The sequence below is a fragment of the Paenibacillus sp. FSL H7-0940 genome, from assembly GCF_037979415.1.
GTDB classification, from domain to species: Bacteria; Bacillota; Bacilli; order Paenibacillales; family Paenibacillaceae; genus Paenibacillus; species Paenibacillus amylolyticus.
In genome coordinates, this window is record NZ_CP150280.1 from 5,616,405 (window position 1) to 5,628,912 (window position 12,508).

A 12,508-nucleotide genomic window follows, 5' to 3' on the forward strand; every position below is an offset into this window, starting at 1 on the left:
CCCTAAGACCGCAGACAGAGTATTTTTATCAAGATGCAGCAGTACGATACAATCTTTGAATTCAGGAGGCAGGAATCTCGGACAGGATTACGGCTTCATACTTGTTACGCAGCATTTGCTCTACCTGCGGCAACGGATCAGCCTGACTCAGAGCCAGTTGCATTCGAATCTCCTCACGGACTTCTTCGGCCGATTGCACCTGGCGTTCTTCTTTATCATTAAGTCTGATAATAACATAGCCTTCTTCTTCCACTTGAACTGGACCAGCAATATCGCCTACATCCAGCCCGGCAGCAAGTTGAAGGATTTCTTCTGACTGGAATGGATCATTCTGCTCAATCCATCCCAGCCTCCCACCAGCATCACGAGAGAAGCTGTCCGTCGATTGACTGCGAGCAGCTTCTTCAAAATCTTGTCCCTTCTCCAACGCATCCAGTAAGGAATCGGCTTCCTCTTCTTCCTTCACTACGATGATGGACAAGTCATATTTCTCGGGGGAAACGTAATCCTCACGGTGTTCAGTCCAGTAATGCTCAATATCTGCATCCTTGATCTGTATGCCGATCGTTGCGATTTTCTCAAGCAGCAGCCTGTAGCCGGCTTCCAACTCAAGTTCCTGTTTCGTCAGGCCCAATTGGGACTTCATTTCGTCAAAATATGATTTCTCTGAATCGTACCCATCCATCGCGGCGGCAAGTTCTCTTGCAATCTCTTGGGGAGTGACGATCAGCTTGCGTTCAATTGCTTCGGCAAATACTGCTTTACGGTTTAACATCTGGAGTAATAACTCGCTGCCATAGCGTCTTTTCAGCGCATCGGTCCACTCTTTGTCCGTGATGACTTCTCCGTTGATCGTCGCTACGGTGCTTCCTTCTTCCGTATTGGCATCATGGGATGCATCTGCCTCGTCTTTGCCCTGTCTGAGACCATGCATAGCCATCACACTACCCATGACCAGCATACCTAGCGTCAAGACAATTACAGCCGTCCACAACCCTTTTTCCTGTCTTGTCATTCCGCATCCCGTCCCCGCATAGATCAGTTCTTGGCTTGCTCTAGGATGGTCTCAAGTTGTTCTTTGTTAAAGTCATAGGCTTCATTACAGAATTGGCAGACCACTTCAGCCTGGCCCTCTTCTTCAATTAATTGCTCCATCTCCGTTTGGCCCAGGCTGATTAGTGTCTTCTCTACCCGCTCACGTGAACACTCACAGCTAAAATGAATATCCAGTCCTTCCATCACTTGTACATCTGGCAACAATCGGCGAAGCAACTCTTCCAATTCAAGTCCCTGCTCCAGCAACGTCGTCACTGGCGGCAACGTACTAATGGCGTTTTCGATCGCCGTGATCTCTGGATCTGTCAATCCCGGCAACAGCTGCATAATGAATCCACCTGAGACAATAACGGAATTATCCGTATCAACGAGCACACCAACGCCTACAGCAGAAGGGGTTTGCTCCGATTGAGCAAAGTAGTACGTGAAGTCTTCGCCCAGTTCTCCTGAAATAATAGGCACACTGCCACGATATGGCTCTTTCAGTCCCAAATCCTTCGTTATGTTGATGAAACCTTCCGTTCCAACTGCGCCTGCAACGTCCAGTTTTCCCACACTATTGCTTGGCAAATGTACATGCGGATTAGAAACATATCCTCGTACTTCGCCTTTCGCATTGGCATCAGCTACAATCTGTCCAATGGGCCCATCACCGTTGACTTGTACCGTTAACTTCTCTTCACCTTTGAGCATTGCACCCATAATGGCTGCTGTTGTAACCGTACGCCCCATGGCAGCTGTAGCCGTGGGAAACGTATCGTGTCTTCTGCGTAGTTCCTCAACCAGTTCCGTAGTCTGGATAGCAAAGGCTCTTACCTTTCCATTCATTGCTGTACCACGAATTAACCGGTCATGCTTGTTGTTGTTTTCCAAGTCATTCAGCCTCCTTTGGCGTATCGCCATAATAGTCGTAACACAGAAAAAACGGCACAACACTTAAGCTGTAATCTCAGCCCGCTGTATGCCGTCACTATGCTCACCTTTCCCGGTTCCGCTCATATATAATACGCAGCCCTTCAAGCGTAAGCAGCGGATCAACTTCCTCTATACTACGGGTTTCTTCTGCGATAAGTGTAGCGAGACCACCCGTCGCGATAACTCGGGGCTTCGCTCCCATCTCCTCGCGAATACGTTCTACAATACCATCTACCTGCCCTGCATAGCCAAATATAATACCCGCTTGCATAGCATGAATAGTATTACGGCCAATGACCTTTTTAGGTTTCTCCAGCTCTATACGAGGCAACTTGGATGCCCGCTCATAGAGCGCTTCAGTGGCGATCTGAATGCCAGGTACAATAGCTCCCCCCAGGTAGTGACCTTTCTCGTCAATACAGTCAAAGGTCGTTGCAGTACCGAAATCGACCACGACGAGAGGGCCGCCATACTTCTCAACGGCTGCCACTGCATTAACAATACGATCTGCACCCACTTCACGAGGGTTCTCGTATCGCAGGTTCAAGCCAGTTTTAATACCAGGCCCAACGAGCAAAGCTTTTTTGCCTACATACTTCTCACACATCGCTTCGATTACATTCACCAGTGGCGGGACCACAGATGAGATGATGACACCTTCGATGTCACTTGCCCTGATGCCGGACATATGAAATAAATTATAAATCAATACGCCGTATTCATCCACTGTTGACTGACGTGATGTACTCAGACGAAAGTGGTGCAGCAATTCCCGGCCTTGATATACGCCGAGCACCATATTGCTGTTCCCCACGTCTACAACTAGAATCAAAGAGGTTCACCCCTCTTTCTTTTCATTTAAATCCAGACTAATATCCAGGCTCTCAAAGGAATAGGTTAACCTGCCAACCGAAATTACATCCACACCACTCTCTGCAATGCCACGAATGGTCTGAAGAGACACGTTACCGGATGCTTCAACCTTCACATGAGGAGCCTGTTCACGAATAAGTTCAACCGCTTCACGCATCCGCTCTGGATGCATGTTATCCAGCATAATGATATCTGCCCCGGCTTGCAAGGCTTCTCTCACCTGCTCCAGATTTTCAGTCTCCACTTCAATCGTCATCGTATGTGGGATAATGGTTCGCGCACGCTGTACCGCCTCGGTGATTCCGCCTGCACCCTTGATGTGGTTATCCTTAATCATAACGGCATCGTACAGTCCAAATCGATGATTCGCTCCGCCACCCACGCGCACCGCATATTTCTCAAGTAATCGGTGGCCCGGCGTTGTCTTACGTGTATCCACGAGCCTGGTCTCAAGACCATCCAACACATCCACGTAGGCACGCGTACGCGTAGCTATTCCGGACATACGTTGCAGCAAGTTAAGTGCAAGTCGTTCCCCCGTAAGCAGTGAATGTGTACTTCCCTCTACCTCGGCCAAAATCGTGCCATGGGTGACCTGGTCTCCGTCTGTTACCTTCGGTGTAAATACAAGATCAGGATCAACGACTTGAAATACAAGTTCAGCTACGGTCATGCCTGCAATAATACCATTGTCTTTGGCGTGTATAATGGCCTTGGATTGATTGCCAGCTGGAATCGTCACACTTGTTGTAACGTCACCTGCACCAACATCTTCACGAAGCCAGTTTTTGATTGATTCGATAAGCCCTTCATTATATCCATTCAGTATCATGACATCAATTCCTCCACAATCGCTTGTTCTCGCTGCTGCAGACTATGCTTCTGCCACACGATATCATCACGTGCCGGGAAATCCTCACGATAGTGAGCCCCCCGACTCTCCTCGCGATGTAATGCACCGCTGGTAACTAACCAGGCACAGGTCAGAAGGTTGGCATACTCCAGCTCTTCCTTATGCGTGAGTGTCTGATCAAAAAATTGCAATTCCTGTTGCAGCTTGTCCATGGCCTTCTGCAGGTCCTCACCATTCCGGCGCAAGCCTACCTGACGAACCATCATTTTCTGTAATCGTAAACGTCTTTCGGATACCGGCTTTTGCTCTTCCGTGATCTTATTGACCTTGTTATTCATGTCCACAGATGAATGCGTAGCCCCTCTTACTTGTAATGAACCGAGCGGGGAAAGTGATTGAATGCGATCAACAATTCTCCGGCCAAATACAATCGCTTCTGATAAAGAGTTGCTTGCCAGACGGTTAGCTCCGTGCACTCCTGTAGAAGACACCTCACCACAAGCAAATAATCGTGAGAGGCTGCTCTCTCCACTTAAATCCGTTTTCACTCCACCCATCATGTAATGGGCAGCAGGTGCAACGGGAATCCAGTCCGTTGTCATGTCCAATCCATAACGCATACAAGTCTCATATATGGTAGGGAACCGATGCTTGATCATCTCTGGCTGTTCATGTGTAATGTCCAGGTACACAAAGGTACTGTTGGTAGACTCCATCTCACTAACAATCGCTCGTGCCACGATATCGCGTGGGGCCAGTTCAAGCTGGGCATGATAACGATCCATGAAGCGCTCACCCTTCACATTGCGCAAATATGCTCCTTCGCCGCGTACGGCTTCTGACACAAGGAAGCGCGGGGCCCCAGGGTAACAAAGAGAGGTGGGGTGGAATTGGATAAATTCCATGTCACGAACAATAGCCCCAGCCCGATAAGCCATGGCTACACCATCGGCAGTAGCTACATCGGGATTCGTCGTGTATCGGTACAGTTGTCCTGCCCCACCAGAGCAAAGAACGGTTGCCTGTGCCTTCACGAACACTTGCGATCCGTCATCCTTCTGAACCAGAGCGCCAATGCATTCCCCTCGATCTCGATCTGTAATCAGGTCAACAACAAAATGCTCATCCCATACTTCAATCCCCGGATGCTCATTCACTTCAACAGCAAGCGCACGTACAATCTCATATCCCGTTGCATCTCCGTTGGCATGCAAAATACGGCGGTGGCTATGCGCACCTTCCTGCGTCAACGCCAACTCGCCGTTCTCCAGATCAAATAAAGTACCCAAACGAATCAGTTCCTTCACTCCGTCAGGACCCTCATTCACCAATACCTCTACCGCTTCGGAGCGGCATAAGCCCGCTCCTGCTACAAGTGTATCCTGCAAATGGTAAGCAGGTGAATCATCCTCAGCAATAACCGCAGCGATGCCTCCCTGCGCATATCTGGTGTTACTTTCAAGTAATGACTTCTTCGTAATCATTAATACACGTTGTTGTCCACTTGCCTTAATGGCGGTGAACAGACCAGCAATCCCTGAGCCTATAACCAGTACATCCGTCTCTACCATGGGTAGCGCAGACAGATCAAAATCAACTAAATATTGCGGTATCATGTTATTCACCTGTCTTGGAGCAAGAGTAGCGCATCCTACTTTACCAACAACATGCGCTCTAGTGATTCTCTGGCTTTGTCGGCAACGGCCGGTGGCACGTAGATTTGCGGCTTCATCGTTTCCAGGCATTTCACCAGTTTCTTCAAGTTGTTCACCTTCATGTTGGGACATACGAGGAACTTGGTAGCAAAGTGGAACTGTTTATCCGGACTATCCAGACGAAGCTGATATCCTGTACCATCTTCGGTACCTACGATAAATTCCTTCGCTGATGAATTTTTGCAATACTCCAGAATGGCTGTTGTGCTGCCTACAAAATCACCCATTTCTACAACCTCAGGGCGACACTCTGGATGGACAACAAACTCTGCATTTGGATGCTTGGCTCTCATCTCTACCACATCTTTGACTGTAAGCATATCGTGAGTGTTGCAGTAGCCTTCCCAGATAATCATTTTCTTGTCTGTATGCTGCTGCACATAATGTCCCAGGTTTTTATCCGGTACCCAGATAATTTCGTCGGAATCCACCGATTGAATAACCCGTACCGCATTCGCTGAAGTACAGCAGATGTCAGTCTCTGCTTTGATCTCAGCCGAGGAATTAATATAAGTAACTACCTTGGCATTAGGATGCTGTGCTTTCAATTTGCGTAGTCCATCCACATTCACCATATCTGCCATTGGGCAGCCCGCACGTTCGTCCGGGATAATAACTGTTTTATTTGGCGCCAGAATTTTAGCGCTTTCACCCATAAAATGAACACCACAGAAAACGATCACATCCGCATCTGTTTGTGCTGCCTTCTGAGCTAACAGAAACGAATCTCCACGGAAGTCGGCAACCTCCTGTACTTCGTCACGTTGATAATAATGGGCAAGAATAATGGCATTACGTTCCTTCTTCAACTCCATAAGCCGCTCACGCAGCTCGCGGTTCATCTCAGCCTTGCGCTCTAAAGCCAGAGCTTCCACCTGTGATCCTCTCCTTTATCGGGACAGCGTCATGCGCTGTTTCGTGGGCTAACCTAAGTCGTTATCTTCGCTTGAGAAACGAATCACAAGCGGTTTAACAACTAATTTACACAACGTTCACGACTCTGTCAATAAATGAAAAAGGCCCGGAACAGCGCTGTAATCACCTGTTTGCTAACTGGTTCGCCATCTAACTCCCGTTTATCTTTATCTATCCTTATTTAAAATAATGGATAAAAAAAAGAGAGCCCCGAGGGCTCTCTTGATTTCACCTGCTATCATTAGCCAGATGTATTGTGCATTAAGACGTTGGCTTCGTTCCGCCATCATCCGGGTTATTGTTATTACCCTTTTCCAGATTCGGAGCTTCGTTTGGAATATCTCCGGCTGGTGGCTCAGGCGTTTCATCTTTACCTTGAATACGAACACGCACATCACCGATGGTGTCGATGATTGGCTCTCCGCCTTCAGTTGGTGTGCCTTCACCATCATTGTCATTCTCTGCTTTTGGAGTCAAAGAACCTGTTTCGATCAATTGCTTGATCTGATCCATTTCTAAAGTCTCTACCTCAAGCAAAGTTTGAGCGATCAGGTGCATCTCTTTTGAATGTTTAACAAGCAAGTCCTTACACTTCTCATAACAGTCATTAATAAAGCGTTGCATTTCCTGATCAATCTCGTAAGCAATGGAATCCGAGTAATTCTGTTCATGACCGATATCCCGACCAAGGAATACCTGTCCTTGTGAACTTCCGAATTGCATAGGTCCCAATTTCTCACTCATACCGTATTCCATAACCATGCTGCGAACAATACCTGTCGCTTGCTGGAAGTCACTATATGCACCAGTACCAATTTCTCCGATGAACAATTCTTCAGCTACACGACCTCCGAGAAGGCCGGTTACTTTATCAAGCAACTCGTTTTTGGTAACCAGCATACGGTCTTCTTTAGGTAACATGATTACATATCCACCCGCACGTCCGCGCGGAATGATGGTCACTTTATGTACCATATCGGCATGTTCCAGGAAGTATCCTACAATGGTATGACCTGCTTCATGATAAGCAACAATGCGTTTCTCGCGATCACTGATGACACGGCTTTTCTTCTCCGTACCGACAATAACACGGTCAATCGCTTCGTCGACTTCTTTCATGGAAATATCTTTACGGTTACGACGTGCTGCAATCAGCGCCGCTTCGTTCAAGAGATTCTCCAAATCCGCACCAGAGAAACCTGTTGTACGCTTCGCGATAATATCCATCTTCACATCGTTGGTCAGTGGTTTATTACGGGAATGTACTTTCAGGACAGCTTCACGACCTCTTACATCAGGGCGGTCAACCGTAATTTGACGGTCAAAACGTCCAGGACGCAACAAGGCAGGGTCCAAAATATCTGCACGGTTCGTTGCGGCTATGATGATAATACCTTCGTTAACTCCGAATCCGTCCATCTCAACGAGCAACTGGTTGAGTGTCTGTTCACGTTCATCGTGACCACCACCGAGACCAGCACCACGCTGACGTCCTACAGCATCAATCTCATCGATAAAGATGATACATGGGGCATTTTTCTTCGCATTTTCAAACAAATCACGTACACGTGATGCACCGACACCGACGAACATTTCAACGAAGTCGGAACCTGAAATCGTGAAGAATGGTACACCCGCTTCACCGGCTACGGCACGAGCGAGCAATGTTTTACCGGTACCTGGAGGCCCTACGAGCAATACGCCTTTAGGAATCCTTGCACCTACTGCTGCGAATTTACGAGGGTCCTTGAGGAAGTCTACAACCTCAACAAGTTCCTGTTTCTCTTCGTCAGCACCCGCAACATCTTCAAATGTAACCCGCTTCTTCTCTTCATTGTAGAGACGAGCACGGCTTTTACCAAAGTTCATTACTTTACCGCCGCCGCCTTGAGCCTGATTAAACAGGAAGAAGAACAGCAGGAACATAATGATCAAAGGAATAAAGGAAGTCAGCAACGTCAACCAGATGCTGTCACCTTTCATTGGCTCCTGATGATATTGGAAATTGTTAGTTTCACTTGCAGCTACAAGCTCACTAATTGCCTCATCCGTAGGAGGAATATACGTTGAGAAATTTTCTGATTTGGCGCCATCAGGTGCCTTCTTGTATTGACCGGTCACGAGATACGTTTGACCGTTGAATTGAACCGTCAATTCAGAGACATTGTTGGCTTTGATCGCTGCACGCAACTGATCATATCTAGGATTATCGGTGGCTTCGCCGCCATTGCTGACGAACTGGACTATCCCCACCACAACTAAAAAAAGAATCAAATAAAAACCAGAATTCCGGATGAACCGATTCATCCCCTACCTCCTCTCGAGACACTTTAATTATTTTAACATAGCCCGACATGGCTTCTCAACAGAAGCCAAGAACAGCTCAAGGCTTGGGTCGGGCAGGATATTAGCTACTATAGACTTCCGGCTTCAAAATCCCGATATAGGGCAGGTTCCGGTACTTCTCCGCAAAATCCAAACCGTAACCAACGATGAACGCGTCAGGAATGTCAAAGCCTGTGTAATGAGCTTCCAACTCAACTTTACGGCCTGAAGGCTTGTCGAACAGCGTAACCACTCGCACCGACTCGGCACCGCGGTTTTCTAGCAGTTCAATCAGATAGCTGAGTGTAAGTCCGCTGTCGATAATATCTTCGACAATCAGAACTTCCCGTCCTTCTACGGATACATCCAGATCCTTAATGATTTTGACAACACCTGATGACTTGGTGGAAGCGCCGTAACTGGATACCGCCATAAAATCCATTTCAACAGGTACCGTTATGTTTTTAACCAAATCAGCCATAAATATAAACGCACCCTTGAGCACACAAATGACCAAAGGATTGCGATTTGCATATTCGGCACTTAGTGTTGCGCCTAATTCCTTGACTTTACTCTGAATTTCTTCTTCACTGATCAATACTTCCTGAATGTCGTTCTGCAACTGTGCGAACCTCCTAAGTTATACTATGAAAGCCTTACCTGAACCATAACCACTACCCCTGAATCGCTGAATCGCCTACAGTCATGTACAGGATTGCGGAAGTGCCCTCCCTGACAGGAGCCACACTGGACCGTCGAACACCCGGTAACCAGATGATATGACCTGCTCCATCACATACCACAGGAATACGTGGACGGACAGATGGGGGGATTTTCTCATCGATGAAAATATTTTTCACCTTTTTGCTTCCGTTTAATCCCATCACTTTCATGGTATCTCCAGGTAACCGTGAACGCACAACCAGCGGCATAAGCAGTTGATCCGCATCAAACGCGGCTTGATCCGCCGATTCCGGTACATGATAGTCTTCGGGACTCACCGTCATCAACCGAATATACCGGTTAATTGGGGTGAGTGAAAGCTCATAAGTTCCACTCCATTGCGCAAGACGATACTCGTAAGATTGATCCTGTACGTCCGTCCGTATGCCAAAAGAAATCAGATTATACTCCCGAGTGCAGGCGAGTGTCTGTCCTATATCCAGGCTCCAGGTCGTCACATGGGTCTCCATGACCTTGCGCCGAATGGTTTCTATACGGGTAAAGTCGACAAAATCACTGTCCAAAGGCAGATAATTCAATATTAGTTTAATCAACCTTCGTTGTAAAGCGACATGTAACTTCAAGAAGGAAGGCACCTCAAAGGTTTGCCTTCCGCCGTTCACCTGCACTAGACACCTGTATGTGTCATATGCACTCTGCTCCATGAAATCGTCTTCATCACCCACAATTTCGGCAAGCCGATTCAATGACGGCGTGAGTTGTCCATTATACTGCCCCAAAAAAGGAAGCACATCCAAGCGAATGGCATTACGCCGATATTTACGCAGGGCGTTGCTCTCATCATTGAAATACATAAAACCCTGGGTATTACAAGCTTCTACAAGGTCTGTCTTGTTTATACGAAGGCATGGACGAATAAGTTCCACATTTTTTTCTCGTCTTTTAAACTTCATTCCTGAGAGTCCCGACAAGCCGGTTCCACGAAGCAAATGAAGCATGACCGTCTCCGCCTGATCATCGGCATGATGTGCCAAAGCGATGCTTGCCGCATTATATTTGGAAGCCACTTCGTGCAAAAAGGCATATCGCTTGTTGCGGGCTGCTTCCTGTGGTCCTTGACCCGTCAGCTCCATATATGAAGGTACATCGGCCTTGGTCCATTCAAATGTAATACCAAGCTGCTGTGCCAGTTCCATCATTTTCTCCGCTTCGTCATCAGATTCGGTCCGGAAACCATGATGTACATGGGCACAAATTAATTCAAGCGGGACATGCCGTATGCTGATCTCGTGCATGATATGCAAAAAAGCTACCGAGTCCGGCCCGCCCGATACTGCGACGACAATCCGATCCCCGGGAACCCATAACTGATGCTCTTCCGCTGCATCCAGCACGTTCTTCACCAGCATGTTCCAGCGTAAAGCCTCCATACCTGTTCCTCATTCCTTACGTTATGTATATGCACTCTCACAGATCAGAAAAGTAGTGCATAGATGAGCACTCCAATAAGTAATATCACAGATACAGCGAATGCGTTCATAAGCCAGCGCGGTGTTGTACTTTTGGAACGACGGCGGAGAGGCGTGGGGCGTGCCATCATTTCCTTCCACCCTTGTGCCGCATGACCTGCATCACGAAACTGACCTCGTAATGCCTGAGTCGTCCAATTGCGAAAAGGACCCAGTCGTTCACTGCGCTCCACCAGCGCTACGAGCTGATTCACACTTCGCAGTTGCGGTAATCCTTCGGCCGCCAGTGCCTTGAGCGCGTCTGCTTCAAGTACATGAATCAATAATAATGCAAATGCAAATACATCATAGGTACCATCTGCCGTACGGCTGCCTGCATTCCAGAAGCCCCGATCATACCATTCGGTGAACTGTTTGACGCTTCGACCAATCGACGTAACTCCGCCGTAGTCGATCAATTCCACCTGCCCATAGTCGGATACCAACACATTCTGAGGTTTGAGATCACCAAACACCCATCCCGCCTGATGCAATTGTGCCAGCTTCTGCAAGAGTCTAAGTCCCACCAGAAGTGTCCAGTCTGTCCCCTGACGCCGAATAAAGTGATGAAGTGCCTCACCTCTAACGTAACGCATCACATAAAAGGGAATATCCCGGCCACGAACGGCATAATCATCCACATCTTTAAGATAGGAAGGAATGCCGCTCTGCCGAAGGGCCTCATGATTACGCTGTAGTTGAAAAGATTTGAGCACATTGACTTCCGATTGCAGATCAACCGGATCAAATCCCATTTTTAACGCGTAGTGTTTGCCATTTTCACCCCGTTGGACAAGAAAAACGATGCCATTAGCTCCTTTGCCCAGTAGCTTCCGAATCGTGTAACGACTGCGATTCCATTTCCCTGTAACCACTGTTCCTGGTGGGAAAGAGGCGTCAGACAACGTTGTCACCGAGCATCCCTTCTCTTTCAATGCGATAGTTCCCTTCTATTTCCTGCTGTTTCTCCAGTGTACCATAACGGTAAAAATCAATCACCTTCTGAATTGCAGGACCTGTCGGCGTTGCACCCTTCATCTGCAACCTTCCAAACAAGGACCGAACACGGCTTGGATCCGTTGTCCAGTCAATATCCATTACCGCATCTTCTCCACTGTGTCGTCCCGGAAAATGAAATACGGAAAGCTTGCTTTGACCTATACGCGCCTGCAAACTCAACATTAAATCGCGAATGCCTTCTTCTACCGCAGCCAGTTTGGGCTTCATACTGGCACTGACGTCTATTAGCAATATAACTTGTAAAGCTGTAGTTTCAGCCATATCATCCATCACTTCCACGACCCGGGCGCGTTGTGCAGGCTCCAGATCGGTTACCGTTTTGGGCTCCTTCTCTCCCAAAATTTGTGTTAACTCTCTATTAACCGCCTGTTGAATGGTCTGAACCACCGTTTTCCTTGTCATCATCTGCATCGTATGGGCAAGCTGCCGTGTACCTACAATTTGGCTGATTCCACCTCCGGCTCTGGCAATATCCTCAATCTCCCGGCTACCCAGCTCACCAATGGTTCCATAATCAATCACGCCAACCACATTAACCGTAATTCCCTCTTCCTGCGCTTCGGCCGCTGCCAGCACCGGACTTGGTCCTACATTGGAACAACCGTCGGTGATCAATAAGATTTGCTTCATCCGATATCCCTCCG

Annotated in this window: 11 protein-coding genes; all 11 read right to left on the minus strand. The window is 47.8% G+C overall.

Going from position 1 to position 12,508, the window contains the following annotated elements:
* Window positions 1-61 precede the first annotated feature (61 nt).
* On the minus strand, window positions 62-1,015 hold the full coding sequence (locus tag MHB71_RS24850) for a peptidyl-prolyl cis-trans isomerase (protein WP_340027949.1): 954 nt from the start codon (window positions 1,013-1,015) through the stop codon (window positions 62-64).
* A 23-nt stretch (window positions 1,016-1,038) separates the two neighbouring features.
* Window positions 1,039-1,929, minus strand: coding sequence for an Hsp33 family molecular chaperone HslO (hslO, locus tag MHB71_RS24855; RefSeq protein ID WP_036606110.1), 891 nt, complete (start codon window positions 1,927-1,929; stop codon window positions 1,039-1,041).
* Window positions 1,930-2,032: 103 nt separating this feature from the next.
* Window positions 2,033-2,803, minus strand: a complete 771-nt coding sequence (locus MHB71_RS24860; protein ID WP_026081372.1) for a type III pantothenate kinase — start codon at window positions 2,801-2,803, stop codon at window positions 2,033-2,035.
* A gap of 6 nt (window positions 2,804-2,809) precedes the next feature.
* Entirely contained in the window at window positions 2,810-3,676 is an 867-nt protein-coding gene (gene nadC, locus MHB71_RS24865; RefSeq protein WP_340027950.1) for a carboxylating nicotinate-nucleotide diphosphorylase, read from the minus strand.
* Window positions 3,673-5,313 carry an L-aspartate oxidase gene (gene nadB, locus MHB71_RS24870; protein ID WP_340027951.1) on the minus strand — a complete coding sequence of 547 codons (1,641 nt, stop codon included), beginning with the start codon at window positions 5,311-5,313 and terminating at the stop codon, window positions 3,673-3,675. Before nadB ends, nadC begins: the two co-directional genes overlap by 4 nt.
* 35 nt (window positions 5,314-5,348) lie before the next feature.
* On the minus strand, window positions 5,349-6,287 hold the full coding sequence (nadA, locus tag MHB71_RS24875; RefSeq protein WP_017691350.1) for a quinolinate synthase NadA: 939 nt from the start codon (window positions 6,285-6,287) through the stop codon (window positions 5,349-5,351).
* Window positions 6,288-6,588: 301 nt separating this feature from the next.
* Window positions 6,589-8,634, minus strand: a complete 2,046-nt coding sequence (ftsH, locus tag MHB71_RS24880; protein ID WP_100528131.1) for an ATP-dependent zinc metalloprotease FtsH — start codon at window positions 8,632-8,634, stop codon at window positions 6,589-6,591.
* Between the two features lie 100 nt (window positions 8,635-8,734).
* Window positions 8,735-9,274, minus strand: a complete 540-nt coding sequence (gene hpt / locus MHB71_RS24885) for a hypoxanthine phosphoribosyltransferase (protein ID WP_017691352.1) — start codon at window positions 9,272-9,274, stop codon at window positions 8,735-8,737.
* Between the two features lie 52 nt (window positions 9,275-9,326).
* Window positions 9,327-10,766 carry a tRNA lysidine(34) synthetase TilS gene (gene tilS / locus MHB71_RS24890; protein ID WP_340027952.1) on the minus strand — a complete coding sequence of 480 codons (1,440 nt, stop codon included), beginning with the start codon at window positions 10,764-10,766 and terminating at the stop codon, window positions 9,327-9,329.
* Window positions 10,767-10,810: 44 nt separating this feature from the next.
* Window positions 10,811-11,758, minus strand: a complete 948-nt coding sequence (locus tag MHB71_RS24895) for a protein kinase (protein WP_036606117.1) — start codon at window positions 11,756-11,758, stop codon at window positions 10,811-10,813.
* Window positions 11,742-12,494: a VWA domain-containing protein gene (locus MHB71_RS24900; protein WP_340027953.1), complete on the minus strand. Its 753-nt coding sequence runs from the start codon at window positions 12,492-12,494 to the stop codon at window positions 11,742-11,744. Before MHB71_RS24900 ends, MHB71_RS24895 begins: the two co-directional genes overlap by 17 nt.
* Window positions 12,495-12,508: the final 14 nt, after the last annotated feature.